General features: G+C 63.3%; 11 protein-coding genes. 4 read left to right on the top strand and 7 right to left on the bottom strand.

What is annotated here, in order from left to right; all coding sequences use genetic code 11:
• The first annotated feature begins 119 nt into the window (after positions 1 to 119).
• Positions 120 to 1,184 carry a uroporphyrinogen decarboxylase gene (gene hemE / locus HU719_RS10475; RefSeq protein WP_186537149.1) on the top strand — a complete coding sequence of 355 codons (1,065 nt, stop codon included), beginning with the start codon at positions 120 to 122 and terminating at the stop codon, positions 1,182 to 1,184.
• A gap of 129 nt (positions 1,185 to 1,313) precedes the next feature.
• A complete protein-coding gene (locus HU719_RS10470; protein WP_186522096.1) occupies positions 1,314 to 1,661 on the top strand; it encodes a YgiW/YdeI family stress tolerance OB fold protein in 348 nt (115 codons plus the stop codon).
• A gap of 167 nt (positions 1,662 to 1,828) precedes the next feature.
• Here HU719_RS10470 and HU719_RS10465 read toward each other — a convergent pair whose 3' ends face one another.
• Positions 1,829 to 3,070, bottom strand: a complete 1,242-nt coding sequence (locus tag HU719_RS10465) for an MFS transporter (protein ID WP_186537148.1) — start codon at positions 3,068 to 3,070, stop codon at positions 1,829 to 1,831.
• Positions 3,071 to 3,191: 121 nt separating this feature from the next.
• On the opposite strand from HU719_RS10465, the gene HU719_RS10460 reads away from it, so the two are divergent.
• Positions 3,192 to 4,097, top strand: coding sequence for a LysR family transcriptional regulator (locus HU719_RS10460; protein WP_186537147.1), 906 nt, complete (start codon positions 3,192 to 3,194; stop codon positions 4,095 to 4,097).
• Positions 4,098 to 4,149: 52 nt separating this feature from the next.
• Entirely contained in the window at positions 4,150 to 4,923 is a 774-nt protein-coding gene (locus tag HU719_RS10455) for a ParA family protein (protein WP_186522084.1), read from the top strand.
• A gap of 337 nt (positions 4,924 to 5,260) precedes the next feature.
• Here HU719_RS10455 and selO read toward each other — a convergent pair whose 3' ends face one another.
• The 6 genes from selO to betI form a co-directional block, all read right to left on the bottom strand.
• Positions 5,261 to 6,721, bottom strand: coding sequence for a protein adenylyltransferase SelO (gene selO, locus HU719_RS10450; RefSeq protein WP_186537449.1), 1,461 nt, complete (start codon positions 6,719 to 6,721; stop codon positions 5,261 to 5,263).
• A gap of 132 nt (positions 6,722 to 6,853) precedes the next feature.
• Positions 6,854 to 10,159, bottom strand: a complete 3,306-nt coding sequence (gene mscK, locus HU719_RS10445) for a mechanosensitive channel MscK (RefSeq protein WP_186537450.1) — start codon at positions 10,157 to 10,159, stop codon at positions 6,854 to 6,856.
• 35 nt (positions 10,160 to 10,194) lie between these two features.
• On the bottom strand, positions 10,195 to 11,937 hold the full coding sequence (locus HU719_RS10440; protein ID WP_186520926.1) for a potassium/proton antiporter: 1,743 nt from the start codon (positions 11,935 to 11,937) through the stop codon (positions 10,195 to 10,197).
• A 309-nt stretch (positions 11,938 to 12,246) separates the two neighbouring features.
• Positions 12,247 to 13,938: a choline dehydrogenase gene (gene betA, locus HU719_RS10435; protein WP_186537156.1), complete on the bottom strand. Its 1,692-nt coding sequence runs from the start codon at positions 13,936 to 13,938 to the stop codon at positions 12,247 to 12,249.
• A gap of 158 nt (positions 13,939 to 14,096) precedes the next feature.
• The gene (gene betB / locus HU719_RS10430) at positions 14,097 to 15,569 is read right to left on the bottom strand and encodes a betaine-aldehyde dehydrogenase (RefSeq protein ID WP_186537157.1); all 1,473 of its coding nucleotides are present in this window, start codon (positions 15,567 to 15,569) and stop codon (positions 14,097 to 14,099) included.
• A 39-nt stretch (positions 15,570 to 15,608) separates the two neighbouring features.
• A complete protein-coding gene (betI, locus tag HU719_RS10425) occupies positions 15,609 to 16,265 on the bottom strand; it encodes a transcriptional regulator BetI (protein WP_186537158.1) in 657 nt (218 codons plus the stop codon).
• Between the last annotated feature and the right edge of the window lie 99 nt (positions 16,266 to 16,364).

The following is a 16,364-nucleotide window of genomic DNA, read 5'->3' as shown; positions in this document are numbered from 1 at the left end:
CGGCTTTGTGTACAAGAACGCTTGACCCAAAGCATCCAATAGACAAAACGCATGGCCATGGCCGTGCCTTTTGTGCTCGCGTCTGAGAAAATGCCCGCACTTTTTTTCCGGATGCCGACATGACTGCCCTGAAGAACGATCGTTTCCTGCGTGCGCTGCTCAAGCAACCCGTAGACGTCACCCCGGTCTGGATGATGCGCCAGGCCGGCCGCTATCTGCCGGAGTATCGCGCCAGCCGTGCCAAGGCCGGCGACTTCATGAGCCTGTGCATGAACCCGCAGTTCGCCTGCGAGGTCACCCTGCAGCCGCTGGAGCGCTACCCGCTGGACGCCGCGATCCTGTTCTCGGACATCCTCACCATCCCCGACGCCATGGGCCTGGGCCTGTACTTCGAAACCGGCGAAGGCCCGCGTTTCAAGAAGGTCGTCAGCACCCTGGCAGACATCGAAGCGCTGCCTATTCCTGACCCGCAGAAAGACCTCGGTTACGTGATGGACGCGGTCAGCACCATCCGTCGCGAGCTCAATGGTCGCGTGCCGCTGATCGGTTTCTCCGGCAGCCCGTGGACCCTGGCAACCTACATGGTCGAAGGCGGTTCTTCCAAGGACTTCCGTAAAACCAAGGCCATGGCCTACGACAACCCCCAGGCCCTGCACCTGCTGCTGGACAAGCTTGCCCAGTCGGTCACCAGCTACCTCAACGGCCAGATCCTGGCCGGTGCCCAGGCGGTACAGATCTTCGATACCTGGGGCGGCAACCTGTCGGCGGCGGCCTACCAGGAATTCTCCCTGGCCTACATGCGCAAGATCGTCAGCGGGCTGATCCGCGAGCATGACGGGCGCAAAGTGCCGGTCATTTTGTTCACCAAGAACGGCGGTATGTGGCTGGAGAGCATTGCCGAAGCCGGTGCCGATGCCCTGGGCCTGGACTGGACCTGCGAAATCAGCGACGCCCGCCGCCGTGTCGGTGACAAGGTTGCCCTGCAAGGCAATATGGACCCGACCGTGCTGTACGCAAACCCTGCGGCCATCCGCAAGGAAGTTGCGCGCATTCTGGAGAGCTACGGCCATGGCAGCGGCCATGTGTTCAACCTCGGCCACGGCATCACCCCCGAGGTGGACCCAGAGCACGCCGGGGTGTTTATCAATGCCGTGCACGAGTTGTCGGCGAAGTATCACCCGTAAACCAGCAGCGCCCCGGGCCGCTTCTGCGTGATCTTGCGCAAGCGGCACCGGGCTTGTGGCTGGATTAAGCTTCAATTCAGCGATCGTCGGTAATCTGTGGCCATCAAAACGCAAACAGGACCGATCATCATGAAAACTCGCTACCTCGCGCTCATTCTCGCCCCTCTGTTCAGCACCGCTGCTTTGGCTACCAGCTACACAGGCCCAGGCGCCGAGTCCGTGACCACCGTTGCTGCCGCCAACAAAGCCGCTGACGATACTCCTGTCGTGCTGCAGGGCTACGTGATCAAGAAGATCAACAACGACGACAAGTACGAGTTCAAGGACAGCACCGGCACCATCACTGTCGAGATCGATAACGAAGACCTCCCGCCAACCCCGTTCAACGACAAGACCAAGGTCAAGCTGACCGGCGAGGTGGAAAAGCACCTGATGAGCCGTGAAGTGGATGTGGACATCGTCGAGATCATCAACTGATCGCGGATTGAACCACAGGCGACGCGTCCTCGTGTAGGAGCGGCCTTGTGTCGCGAGAGGGCTGCGAAGCAGGCCCGGGATTTATGCATCACGCGGATATCCTGGGGCTGCTCCGCAGCCCTCTCGCGACACAAGGCCGCTCCTACACGGGCCGCGTAACGAAAACCTCAGAATGCTTTAGGCGCCAAGCGGCTCAGCCGCAGCGCCACCAGCAACGCCACCGCCAGCAGGCTGCCGATAAACAGCCCGATGCCATCCCAGCCCCAGTGGTGCCAGAACACCCCGCCCGCCGTACCCGCCACACTCGACCCCGCGTAATAGCAGAACAGGTACAGCGACGACGCCTGGCCTTTGGCCTTGAGCGCGCGGCGGCCGATCCAGCTGCTGGCCACCGAGTGCGCGCCAAAGAAGCCAAAGGTGAACACCAGCATGCCGACGATGATCATCGAAAGCGGGCTTGCCAGGGTCATCAGCATGCCGCCAGCCATCACCACGATGCTTACCCAGAACACCCTGCGCCGGCCTAGCCGGTCGGCCAGAGCGCCCACTTGGGCCGAGCTGTAGATACCCGCCAGGTACACGACCGAGAGCAACCCCACCAGCGCCTGGTTCATATGGTAGGGCCCGGCCAGCAGCCGGTAGCCAATGTAGTTGAACAGGGTGACGAAGGCCCCCATCAGCAGGAAGGCTTCAAGGAACAGCCACGGCAGGCCGGCGTCCTTGAAGTGCATGACGAAGCCATCGAGCAAGCTGCGCGGGTTCATGGCCTGGGGGCGGAAATTGCGCGACTCAGGCAGCACTTTCCAGAACACCGCCGCTGCCACCAGGGCCAGGCCGCCGATCACCAGCATCGCCGTGTGCCAGCTGACAAAGTCGATCAGCACGCCGGTAATCAGCCGCCCGCTCATTCCGCCGATGGCATTGCCACCGATATACAGCCCCATCGCCAGGCCGATGTGCTGTGGGTGGATCTCTTCGCTCAGGTAGGTCATTGCCACCGCCGCCAGGCCGCTCAGCGACAGGCCGACCAGCGCGCGCGTGGCGAGTACCAGCTCCCAGCTCGGCATCACTGCACTGGCCAGCGTGGCGAGCGCGGCGCAGGCCAGGGCGAACACCATCACCGGCTTGCGCCCAAGGCGGTCGGATATAGGGCCGGTGATCAGCAGGCCGATGGCGAGCATGGCGGTGGCCACCGACAGCACCAGGCTGCTCTGCGCGGCATTGATGGCGAACTCCTGCGACAACAGCGGCATCATCGGCTGCACGCAGTAGAGCAGGGCAAAGGTCGCAAAACCGCCGCTGAACAGCGCCAGCACGGTCTTCATGAATGCGGGGGTGCCTTTTTCGATCCAGATATCGCTGCGGGCGGGTTCAGCTTGAAGGGGCAGGGGAGCTACGGCGGATCTCACGGGTTTTACCTCGGGCGCGGGGCCAGGTGCTGCGATGGAAAAATCATATAGCTCACTAACGATTGCATCCAATATATTGTTCGACCTGTTTAAGACGTTTTACGACTTGTTTGGAGCAAGCATGGAACTGCGTCACCTGCGCTACTTCATCGCCGTGGCCGAGGAGCTGCACTTTGGCCGTGCCGCCCAGCAACTGGGTATCTCGCAGCCTCCCCTGAGCCAGCAAATCCAGGCCCTTGAGCAAGAGCTGGGTGCACGCCTGTTCGAGCGCACCAACCGCCGGGTCGAGTTGAGCGAGGCAGGCCGGCTGTTCCTCGACGAGGCCCGGCAGGTGCTGGCGCAGGTAGACAAAGCCGCAGATGTGGCGCGACGAGCGCAGTTGGGTGAGCTGGGCGAGATGAAGGTCGGCTTCACCTCTTCGGCGCCGTTTACCTCACGTATTCCCCGTGCGATCCATGCCTTTCGCCAGCGCTTTCCCTCGGTGCACCTGAACCTCAAGGAAATGAGCAGCCGCGAGGTGGTGCAGGCGGTATTCGACGAGTCGATCGAGGTGGGCTTGATGCGCCCCCTGCCATTGCCCGAGGGCATCCGCTGCACCGAGCTGTTCCGCGAGCCGCTGGTCGCCGTGCTCAACGCTTCGCACCCGCTGGCAGCGGGCAGCGAGCAGGGCCTGTACATGCAGGCGCTGGCCCACGAGCCGTTCGTGTTTTTCCCTCGCAGCTACGGCAGTGGCTTGCATGCGCAACTGCTGAGCCTGGCGCGCCAGGCCGGGTTCAGCCCGCACTTTGCCCAGGAGGCGGGCGAGGCGATGACCATTATCGGGCTGGTGTCGGCGGGGCTTGGCGTGTCGGTGTTGCCGGCGTCGTTCCAGCGCATGCGCATCGATGGGGTGGTGTACCGCACCTTGCTCGACGAGCAGGCCATGACGGCGGTGTGGCTGGTACGTCGCGAAGCACCGGGCTCGGCGATGGCCAATGCCTTTGCCGCGCTGCTGGCGGGGCAGGATGCGCCCGAAGGTGCTGGCTAAACACCGGTACTGCTCACATACTCGGGCATTCGTTGATACACGGAGGTCTGACATGCGGCGCGTGGTTTTCAATCAGAAAGGTGGCGTAGGCAAGTCGAGCATTGCCTGTAATCTCGCAGCGGTGAGTGCCAGTGAAGGCTATCGGACCCTGCTGATCGACCTGGACGCCCAGGCCAACTCGACCCAGTACCTGACCGGCCTTACCGGCGACGATATCCCCATGGGGATCGCCGACTTTTTCAAGCAGTCGCTGTCCAGCGGCCCGTTTTCGAAGAAGAACAAGGTGGATATCTACGAAACCCCGTTCGACAACCTGCATGTGGTCACGGCCACGGCGGAGCTTGCCGACCTGCAGCCCAAGCTTGAGGCCAAGCACAAGATCAACAAGCTGCGCAAACTGCTTGAAGAGCTGGACGAAGACTATGACCGGATCTACATCGATACGCCGCCTGCCTTGAATTTTTATGCGGTTTCGGCGCTGATTGCCGCTGATCGCGTACTAATCCCCTTCGATTGCGACAGCTTCTCGCGCCAGGCGCTGTATGGCCTGCTCGCCGAAATCGACGAGCTCAAGGAAGACCACAACGAGGAGCTGGAGGTAGAAGGCATCGTCGTCAACCAGTTCCAGGCCCGCGCCAGCCTGCCCCAACAGATGCTCGACGAGCTAGTGGCCGAGGGTTTGCCGGTGTTGCCGGTGTACCTGACCAGTTCCGTGAAGATGCGCGAGTCGCACCACGCCAGCTTGCCGCTGATTCACCTGGAACCACGGCACAAGCTCACCCAGCAGTTTGTCGAGTTGCATGATTTGCTGGAGCGCAGTGCGTAAGAGTTGTGCTGCTGCTCAAATCGGGCGCCGCCTTGGCGGCGCATCGCAGGCTATCGCCACCCCACAGCGCTCGCCCATCCACATATCGATGCCGTCTACGCGGTCAGTGTAGGAGCGGCCTTGAGTCGCGAAAGGGCTGCGGAGCAGCCCCAGGATCTGAGCACCCACCAGAATCGCTGGGGCTGCTTCGCAGCCCTTTCGCGACACAAGGCCGCTCCTACACAATCAAAAGCGACTTGCCCGAAACCATAGAATCTCCCACAGGGATGGAGTCGCCCTTGATTTTGTGGGAGCTGGCGCCAGCCTGCGATAGGGCCATCGGTAATTGGCCCAAGGCTCAGGACGAACAGCTTATTTCCAGGTGCTTGCCCCACTCAGGCGGCCGTTCGGCGTAGGCCTGCATCCCTTCCTGCTCGTCGAACGGCGTGCTCAACACCTGGTGCAAGCGCCGCACTTCGCTGTAATCCCCGGCCTCGGCCGCTTCGATGGCTTTCTGCGCCAGGTAGTTGCGCAGCACGTATAGGGGGTTGACCGCATGCATGCGCTCGCGCCGGCCTTCGGCGTTGCCCGGCTCGCGTTCGCAGCGGGCCAGGTAGTCGGCGGCCCAGGCGTCGAACCCGGCCAGGTCGATGAAGTCGTTGCGCAGCACCTGCAAGGCATCGGGCAGCGGCTGCTCGCCCAGGCGACGGAAGAACAGCGTGTAGTCCACGCCGCCGCTCTGCATGCGTTGCAGCAACTGCTCGACCAGCGCCAGGTCGTTGTCCTCGGCGCTGGTCAGCCCCAGGCGACGGCGCATCAGGTCGAGGTAGTGCGCCTGGTACAGCGGCAGGAACAGTTCCAGCGCGGCCTTGAGCGCCTCGACGTCGATCACTGTGGTCAGCGCCTGGGCTAGCGCGCTGAGGTTCCAGTGGGCGATGGGCACTTGGTTGGCATAGCTGTAGCGGCCACGGTCGTCGGAGTGGTTGCAGATGAAGTTAGCGTCGAAGTCGTCCAGAAACGCATAGGGGCCAAAATCGAAGGTAATGCCCAGGATCGACATGTTGTCGGTGTTCATCACCCCATGGCAGAAACCATAGGCCTGCCAGCGGGCGATCAGCTCGGCGTTGCGTTCGACGATGCTGCGGAACATCGCCAGATAGGGCTGCTCGGCGCTGACGCACTCGGGGTAGTGTTGCTGTAGCACGTGGTCGATCAGCACACGCTGCTGCTCGGGCTGGCGGGTGTAGTAGAAGTATTCGAAATGCCCGAAGCGCACGTGGCTCTGCGCCAGGCGCAGCAGCATGGCCGCGCTTTCCTGGGTTTCACGCCACACCGGGGTGCTCGAACCGATCACGCACAGCGCACGGCTGCTGGGGATGCCCAGCGCGTGCAGCGCTTCGCTGCCCAGAAACTCGCGGATCGACGAGCGCAGCACGGCGCGGCCGTCGCCCATGCGCGAATACGGCGTCTGGCCAGCGCCCTTGAGGTGCAGGTCCCAGTGCTCGCCGGCATCGTTGAGCACCTCGCCCAGCAGCAGGCCGCGGCCATCGCCCAGGCGAGGGTTGTAAGAGCCGAACTGATGGCCGGAATACACCATGGCCCGGGGTTCGGCTTCGGCCCACAGCTTGTGGCCGCTGAACAGCTCGGCAAACACCGGCAGTTCGGCCTGGGCCGGGTCGAGGTCGAGCAGGGCCATGGCAGAGGCGCTGGCAACCACCAGGCGCGGGTCGGCGATGGGGTCGGGCAGGACTTCGGTCGAGTACGTATCGCCGAGGGCGGCGAAGCGGTTGTCGAAGGTGAGGTGGTCGAGGGACTTCACTGGCCTGCTCCGCAGTTGGGCTGATCGCAGGGCCAGCCCGGCACCACGTGGCGTGCGTGGCAGCGGGCTTGCCCGGTGATGCGGTGATGGATGCTGGGCATCATTCTCGGGGTCATGCCCGCTGGCGTCCACTCACACCGGTGGCGTGCTATCGGGTTTGTGCTCCAGCGCTATTTGCTGCTGCTTGCCGTTCTTTGTGTCCATCAGGAACACCTCCACCTGGCGTACCGAAATCTTGATGCCGTGGGCCTTGAACTCGCGGTTGATGTAGCGGTTGAGCTCATCCAGGGTCGGGTTGCGGTCGCCCAGGTCACGCACGTGCATACGCAGTTCGTGGTCCAGCGAGCTTTCGCCAAAATTGAGGAAGTACACGATCGGCTCTGGGTCCTTGAGCACGCGTGGGTTCTCGTGGGCGCCCTTGAGCAGCAGGTCGCGTACCAGGTCCAGGTCCGAGCCGTAGTCGATGCCAAGCTTGAGCGTCACGCGGGTGACCGTGTCGGTCAGCGACCAGTTGATCAACTGCCCGGTAATGAAGGTCTTGTTGGGGACGATGATGTCCTTGCGGTCGAAGTCGGTAATGGTGGTTGCACGAATGCGAATACGGCTGACGGTGCCCGACAAGTTGCCGATGGTGATGGTGTCGCCGATGCGCACCGGGCGCTCGAACAGGATCATGATGCCGGAGATGAAGTTGGCGAAGATCTCCTGCATACCAAAACCAAGCCCCAGCGACAGCGCCGCCACCAGCCATTGCAGCTTGTCCCAGCTCACCCCGAGGGTGGCCAGGGTGCTGACGATGCCGACCCCGGCGATCACGTAGGAGAGCAAGGTGGTAATGGCGTAGGCGCTGCCTTGGGCGAGGTTCAGCCGCGACAGCACCAACACTTCCAGCAGGCCTGGCAGGTTGCGCGCCAGGGCCACGGCAATACCGCCGATGACCAACGCCCCGAGCAGGTCGCCGAGGCTGATCGGCACCATGCTGGCGGCAGCGCCAGTACCGCTTGAATATTCGTAGAGAGTGACGTTGTTCAGGTACGAGAACACGGTGATCAGGTCGGCCCAGACCCAGTACAGCCCGCCAATGAAGCCGCCTAGCAAAGCCAGGCGGATCAGGCGCAGCGACTGCTGGTTGACCTGTTCGATATCCAGCGTCGGTTCTTCGACCAGCACTTCGCCATCAAGCCCTTCCTTGGCCGCCTGACGCTTGCTCAGGGCGCGCTGGTAGGCCAGGCGCCGTGCGGCCACCGACAGGCCGCGCACGAACGCCGCCTCGATGACCAGCCAGAACAGCAGCAGGTACAGGGTGTAGATCAGCCGGTCGGTGAGTTTGAGCGCGGTGTAGTAATAGCCAAAGCATACGGCGACGAACAGCGCGATCGGCAGCGCGGTAAACGCCACCCCGACGGCCTTGCGGAACAGCGAGGTGTTGCGGTGCGCGGGGCTGCTCAACAGCAGGCGGCTGAGCAACCAGGCCATCAGCGCATAGCAGGTCAGCACCACGCCGATGCCCAGCACGTCGTCGGCCAGCGCCGAGGGCTGATGCTCGGCCACCGCCACCACGCCGACCAGCGCCAGCACCACGGTGCCCAGCCGGCGGATCCAGCCACGCAGGAACTCCACCTGCGGCTTGTGCCAGCGGAAGTGAATCTCGGCAACGCCACCTGGGGCCAGGATGCGGTAGGCGGTGTAGAACACCAGCCACGCCTGGGCCAGTTGCCACAGTGCCGCGCCGAGGTTGGCGTTCTGCCCGCGGGCGTCGATCTGCAGGGCGTAACTGCCCAGCGTCAGCGCCAGCGCCAAGGGCATGGCCAGCAGAATATTGATGAGGATCGCCTGCGGCGTGTGCCACTGGCTGTCGCGCTTGAAATGGCCGATGTCCTGGTGAACCTTGCCCAGGCGCCGGTACAGCGCCTTGCGCCGCCACAGCAGTGCGCCGATCACCAGCAGCAGCGGCGAGAACAGCAGCGGCTGCTGCACCAGCCCGTCGGCCAGCTCCGACACCCCGGAGCCCCACGGCAGGTTGGCCATCTGGTAGCTCAGGCGGTCTGGCACTTCGCGCAGCCACTGCCAGTCCAGCGGCTTGTTGCTGGGTATCCAGAACATCTGCTCTTCAAGGGTGGTGCGCAGGCCTTGCGCGGTACCCAGCAGCTGCTTCTGGTTGAGCTGCAAGGTGATGCTTTCGTTGAGCAGCGCCGACAGTTCGCGGTTCAGGCGTTCGAGCAGGTCGGCGCGGGAAATCGCCACCTCCAGCAAGGCCTTGCGCAGCGCCGGGGTGACGTCTTCCTCGGGCTGGTTGAGCAGCAGCTTGTCGACGTAGTTGGACGGGCTGCTCATCTGTTCGCGTTGCTGGTTGATCTCGAATTGGTACAGGCGGATATCGGCAATCTGGTCGGCGAGGTCGCGGTCCAGTTTCAGGTGCGGCAAGGCCTGCTTCTGCTTGTAGAGGATCTTCGACAGCAGCAGGCTGCCCTTGAGCACGCTGATCTGCTCATCCAGCGCCTGGTCGGCCTGGGTCAGGCTGTCCAGTTGCTGCTTGGCGCGCAGGTTCTGCTGAGTGACTTCGTTGAGGCGGTCGGTACTGCGCAGCAGGTAGTCGGACAGTTGCAGGTTGGCGGCGCTTTCGGTGGCCAAAAGGTTGCTGCCGCCGGCTTTCTGCGCTTCCAGCGACTGCTGGGTGACGGTCTGTTGCGACTGCGCCAGGCGCTTCTGGTTGATCAGCGTCTGCAGGTCCTGGATTTCCTGCTCAAGACGCGCGGCGCGCTCGATCAGCAGGTCATGGCGGGCATTGCCCAGGTCTTGCAGCAGGCTGTTGCCGGCCAGCTCCTGGCGGCGCAGCAGGGTTACGGCGTTGAGGCTGCCAAGCTCGGCATTGAGCTGGTTGCGCATGTCGGCGCTCAGCGCCTTGCCGTTGTCCTTGCCGCTCTTGAGGCTGTTGTTGATCTGCTGCGAGCGGGTCTGGTTGCTGCTGATCTCGGCCTGGGCACGTTCCGGGCGGGTCTGCGAGTTGATGATCAGGCTGTTGGCTTCGGACAGCGCCTTTTGCAGGTCGCCCTGCAGCGTACTGCGCTCGCTGAGCATCTGTTCAAGCTGCGGCACATTGAGGTTGGCGTAGCGCTGGGCTACGGGCACGGCGGCGGTGCCCTTGAGCTTGATCAGCTCGCGCTGGCTGTCGCGGATTTCCTGCGGGGCACTGGCCAGTTGCTGCTTGAGGTCAGCGAGCTTTTTTTCGGTGTCCTGCTTGCTTGCCAGCAGTGCCAGGGTTTGCTCCAGCACCTGCTGCACGGCTTTCTGCTCGGCTTCCGGGAGTTTGCGCTCGCCGATCTTGTCGAGGCTGTTCTGGGTGCCAGGAATGGTGAGAGCTTCGGCTGCGGTAGCAGCCAGCGACAGGGTCAGGCACAGCCCGATCAGGGCTGTGCGGCAGTACGCACGCAGGGACATAGGCAGAGTTCTTGTGCTTCGAGGCAATTCGCAGTTTAGAGGAACAACCCAGGGCTTGGCCGGGTTCCTTCGGGGAATCTGACGCCGACTTTCTGGATCTTGTTCCCGTCCATGACCGCAACGGTCCAGATGGTGCCATGCCATTCGATCTGGTCGCCTACTACTGGAGCGCCTCCGACCTTTTGTCGGATGAACTGCGCCAGCGGCATTTTTGCGTCCAGGCCGTCGAGTTTCAGGCCATACAGTGCAGCGACCGCACCCAGTTCGGCATCGCCTTCGAGCACGAAGTCGCCGAAGAAACGCAGGTCGAGGCCGCGTTGCGGTGCCTGGCTGAACAGCTTGCCCAATGCCGGCAGGTTATGTTCGTGGCCAATCACGCAGAGCATGTCGTCGATTTCCAGCACCGTACTACCCGAAGGGTGCAGCAGCTGCTCGCCACGGAACAGCGCGGCGATGCGCGTGCCCTCGGGCATTTTCAGCTCGCGCAGGGCGGCGCCGATGCACCACTTTTCGGCGCCCAGGCGGTAGACGAACATTTCCCACTCGCTGGTGATGTGCACCTCCAGCGCCGAGCGCGAAATGGGCGCAGGGTCCGGCGGTACCGTCACTTTCAGCAGCTTGGCCATCCACGGCAGGCTGGTGCCTTGCACCAACAGCGACACCAGTACGATGAAGAACGCCAGGTTGAAGAACAACTGTGCGTCCGGCAGGCCCGCCATCAGTGGGAACACTGCCAGAATGATCGGCACCGCGCCGCGCAGGCCGACCCAGCTGATAAAACCTTTTTCGCGGCCATGGAACGCCTTGAATGGTAGCAGTGCGGCAACCACCGACAGTGGCCGCGCCACCAGGATCATCCACAGCGCCAGGCCCAGCGCCGGCAGCGCAATCGGCAGCAGGTCGTGGGGCGTGACCAGCAGGCCGAGCACCAGGAACATGCCGATCTGCGCAAGCCAGGCCATGCCATCGAGCATGTGCAGGATGCCGTGGCGGCTGCGGATCGGCCGGTTGCCCAGCACCAGGCCGCACAGGTAAACGGCCAGGAAGCCGCTGCCGTGCAGGGCGTTGGTCAGCGAGAACACCACCAGGCCACCGGCGACCACCAGGATCGGGTACAGGCCCCCGGCCAGGTTGATGCGGTTGACCAGTTGCAGCATCAGCCAGCCGCCGCCCAGGCCCAGCAAGCCGCCGATGCCGAACTCGCGCAGCAGATGGGTGAGCAGGCTCCAGTGCAGGCCGGTCTGGCCGCTGGCGATCATGTCGATCAGGGTCACGGTGAGGAACACCGCCATCGGGTCGTTGCTGCCGGACTCGATTTCAAGCGTGGCGGTGACCCGTTCGTTCAGGCCTTTGCCGCCCAGCAGCGAGAACACCGCCGCGGCATCGGTGGAGCCGACGATGGCGCCGATCAGCAAGCCCTGGATCAGGCTCAAGTCGAACAGCCAGGCGGCGACCATGCCGGTCAGCCCGGTGGTAATGAGCACGCCGACGGTCGCCAGCGACAGCGCCGGCCACAGCGCTACGCGAAAGCTCGCTACCCGTGTGCGCAGGCCGCCATCGAGCAGGATCACGGCCAGCGCCAGGTTGCCCACCAGGTAGGCGGTCGGGTAGTTATTGAAGATGATGCCGCCACCGTCCACGCCGGCGACCATGCCGACGGCGAGGATGATGACCAGAATTGGGATGCCCAGGCGCGACGATAGCGAGCTGACCAGAATACTTGCCCCGACCAGCAGTGCGCCGATCAGGAACAGGCTGTTGATGGTGCTCGCATCCAAAGGCAGGTACTCCGGGGACAGCAGAAGAAGAGGACTTGATAGCGTTGAGCTAGCAGGTCGCGTGCCAACCGATTCTAACCTGATGAATTAGCAGGGTGTAAAGCGTTTCTGCATATGAAAAAAGGCACCTCGAGAGGTGCCTTTTTACGCGGACGGTGTAGGAGCGGCCTTGTGTCGCGATGGGCTGCGAAGCGGCCCCAGGATTTGCGCATCATGCAGAATCGCCGGGGCTGCTTCGCAGCCCATCGCGACACAAGGCCGCTCCTACACACCCGAGGTCGCGTGGGACCCAGGCATCACCAGGCCCAATCAGCCCTGCTGCACTTCCCGCATCGGCTTGCCTTTGACCGGCGCGCCGTTGGCGACGTAGTAGTCAGCGGTGCTGCGCGGCAATGGCTTGCGGTTGCGGATCTTGTCCGAGATTTTCTCGGCGATCATGATCGTGGTGGCATTCAGGTTGCCAGTGATGATGATCGGCATGATCGAGGCGTCGACCACGCGCAGGCCCTGCATGCCATGCACACGGCCCTCGCCGTCTACCACTGCCATGTCGTCGGTGCCCATCTTGCACGAGCAGGACGGGTGGAAGGCGGTTTCGGCGTGCTCACGGATGAACTGGTCCAGCTGCTCATCGGTCTGCACGTGGGCGCCCGGGCTGATTTCGCGGCCACGGTAAGGGTCCAGCGCCGGCTGAGCCATGATTTCGCGGGTCAGGCGGATGCCGTCCCGGAATTCCTGCCAGTCCTGCTCGGTGGCCATGTAGTTGAACAGAATGCTCGGGTGCTGGCGCGGGTCTTTGGACTTGGCCTGGATGCGGCCACGGCTTGGCGAACGCATCGAACCCATGTGCGCCTGGAAACCGTGCTCTTTCACACCGTTGGAGCCGTTGTAGTTAATCGCCACCGGCAGGAAGTGGTACTGGATGTTCGGCCACTCGAATTCAGGGCGAGTGCGGATGAAACCACCGGCCTCGAACTGGTTGCTGGCGCCGATACCGGTGCCTTTGAACAGCCACTCGGCACCAATGGCCGGCTGGTTCCACCACAGCAGCGATGGGTACAGCGATACCGGCTGGGTGCAGGCGTATTGCAGGTACAGCTCAAGGTGGTCCTGCAGGTTCTCGCCCACGCCTGGCAGGTCGTGGACCACCGGGATATCGAGGCTTTCGAGCAGGGCACGCGGGCCGACGCCGGAGCGTTGCAGCAGTTGCGGCGAAGCGATGGCGCCGGAGCTGACGATCACTTCCTTGCGCGCACGGGCCTCGACGCGTTCTTCGCTGTCGCCCACCAGGTAGGTCACGCCGACGGCGCGCTTGCCTTCAAACAGCACGCGGTCGCTCAGGGCGTGGGTGACGATGGTCAGGTTCGGGCGCTTCTTGGCTTGGTCCAGGTAGCCGCGAGCGGTGCTGGAACGGCGGCCTTCCTTGGTAACCGAACGGTCCATCGGGCCGAAGCCTTCCTGCTGGTAGCCGTTGAGGTCTTCGGTGCGCGGGTAACCGGCTTGCACGCCGGCTTCGACCATGGCGTGGAACAGCGGGTTGTTGCCAGCCTTGGGCGTGGCCACGCTGACCGGGCCGTCGCCGCCGTGGTAGTCGTTGGGGCCGATGTCGCGGGTTTCGGCTTTGCGGAAGTACGGCAGGCAGTCGAGATAGGCCCAGTCTTCCAGGCCTGGCAGTTTGGCCCAGCCGTCGAAGTCCAGGGCGTTACCGCGGATGTAGCACATGCCGTTGATCAGCGACGAGCCGCCCAGGCCCTTGCCGCGACCACACTCCATGCGGCGGCCGTTCATGTGCGGCTCGGGGTCGGTCTCGTAGGCCCAGTTGTAGCGGCGGCCCTGCAGTGGGAAGGCCAGGGCGGCTGGCATCTGGGTACGGAAGTCGAAGCGGTAGTCGGGGCCACCGGCTTCGAGCAGCAGCACGCTGACGTTGGCGTCTTCGGTCAGGCGGGTGGCCAGGGTGTTACCGGCCGAGCCGGCACCAACGATGATGTAGTCGTATTCCATGGGGCTTGCTCCGGAAGCAGCGGTGAGCCTTTAGCGACAAACTGCAAGTAGAGGCAGTTGTGCAAAGCTCACGGATGGATTAGGCCTGCAAGGGCCGGTGGCAGAACGCGACCGGCACTTTCTTGCAGCTTGAAACTTGGCGCTTGCAGCTCTGGGTCTTAGAAGACCGAGGCGTAGTCGCCCAGTTCGACCTGGACCGACTTGATGCGGGTGTATTGCGCCAGCGAGCTGATGCCGTTTTCGCGGCCCACGCCCGACTGCTTGTAGCCACCCACCGGCATTTCGGCCGGCGACTCGCCCCAGGCGTTGATCCAGCAGATACCGGCTTCGAGCTTGTGGATGATGCGGTGGGCGCGGCTGATGTCGTTGGTGCAGACGCCGGCGGCCAGGCCGTACTCGGTGTCGTTGGCGCGGCGGATGACTTCTTCCTCGGTCTCGTAGCTGAGGATGCTCATCACTGGGCCGAAGATCTCTTCCTTGACGATGGTCATGTCGTCGGTGCAGTCGGTGAATACGGTCGGGGCCACGAAGGCGCCCTTGGCGAAGTCGCCGTCCAGCAGACGCTCACCGCCACACAGCACACGGGCGCCTTGCTCTTTGCCCTTGGCGATGTACGACAGCACGCTTTCCATGTGGGCAAAGCTGACCAGTGGGCCGAAGTTGGTGTTTTCGTCTTCTGGGTTGCCGACGCGGATACGGGCAACGCGCTCGGCGATCTTGGCTTCGAACTCAGCCTTCAGCGAAGCCGGCACGAACACGCGGGTGCCGTTGGTGCAGACCTGACCGGAGCTGTAGAAGTTGGCCATCATGGCGATGTCGGCGGCCTTGTCCAGGTCGGCGTCGGCGCAGATGATCAGCGGCGACTTGCCGCCCAGTTCCATGGTGACTTCCTTGAGCGAGGAACTCGAAGCGCTGGCCATGACTTTCTTGCCGGTGGTGGTGCCGCCGGTGAACGACACCTTCTCGATGCGTGGGTGCTCGGTCAGCCAGGTGCCGACTTCACGGCCGCTGCCGGTCAGTACGTTGAACACGCCGTTGGGCAGGCCCGCTTCGGTGTAGATCTCGGCAAGCTTGAGGGTGGTCAGCGAGGTGACTTCCGACGGCTTGAAGATCATCGCGTTGCCGGCAGCCAGGGCTGGGGCGGATTTCCACAGGGCGATCTGGATCGGGTAGTTCCACGCGCCGATACCGGCGGTCACGCCCAGCGGCTCACGGCGGGTGTAGACGAAGGACGATTCGCGCAGCGGGATCTGCTCGCCTTCGATGGCCGGGACCAGGCCTGCGTAGTACTCCAGCACGTCGGCGCCGGTGACGATGTCGACATAACGGGTTTCGGAGTACGACTTGCCGGTGTCCAGGGTTTCCAGTTGGGCCAGCTCGTCGTTGCGCTCGCGCAGGATTTCTACAGCACGGCGCAGGATGCGCGAGCGCTGCATGGCGGTCATGGCAGCCCAGACTTTCTGGCCGCGCTCGGCGCTTTCGACGGCTTTCTCGACGTCAGCCTCGGTTGCGCGCTGCACATGGGCGAGGACTTCGCCGGTGGCCGGGTTGATGGCTTCGAACGTGGCAGTGCTGCCAGCGTCGACGTAAGCGCCATCAATGTAGAGTTTTTGCGTTCCGAAACGGGCCATAGTGTCCTCGCAAGTGCAGTGTGTGGTTTGGCTGCCGCGTCACGCCCCTGCCGTTTGGCCAGTGGCTGCGCGCGGTTGATCAGAGGCCTGGTTGGTAATGCCCAGGGTCTGCTGTTTAGCCAGTTGTAGATCCATGTATTCGTTGGCAATTCGTATGGCTTGGGCGGTGTCGAAGGCATCTCCGGACAACGCGCCGCGCAGCCACAGGCCGTCGATCAACGCTGCCAGGCCGCGGGCTGCCTTGCGTGCATGGTAAAGCGGCAAGACGCGGCGGAACTGGCAACACAGGTTGGAGTACAAACGGTGGTCGTTGATCCGTTGCAACCTGTGCAAAGACGGCTGGTGCATGCTGGAGGCCCAGAAGGCCAGCCAGGTTTTCATTGCCGGGCCATTGACCTGGCTGGCATCGAAGTTGCCCTCGATGATGACCTGCAGGTGGGCTCGCGGGCTGTCATCGGTCAGGGCCTGACGGCGCGCGCTCACACCTTCGTTGAGCATGTTCATGATGTAGCGCATCGTCGCTGCGATCAGGCCGTTCTTGTCCTGAAAGTAGTGACTGATGATGCCGTTCGACACACCGGCCAAACGGGCAATCAGCGCAATGCTGGCGTCACCCAGCCCCACCTGATCGACCGCCAACAGCGTCGCTTCGATCAATTGCTGGCGGCGGATGGGTTGCATACCGACCTTGGGCATTCTTGCGTTCTCCTCAGGCCTGGCGAGCGGACGACCGGCGTCTGACTCGGCGAGGACCAGTCTATTTTGTTTTGATTGAACGTTCAATCAATAAAGAAT

The organism is Pseudomonas farsensis (assembly GCF_014268805.2).
GTDB classification, from domain to species: domain Bacteria; phylum Pseudomonadota; class Gammaproteobacteria; order Pseudomonadales; family Pseudomonadaceae; genus Aquipseudomonas; species Aquipseudomonas farsensis.
Note: the sequence above shows the minus strand (reverse complement) of the source record. Positions and strands in the feature narration are given on the sequence as shown.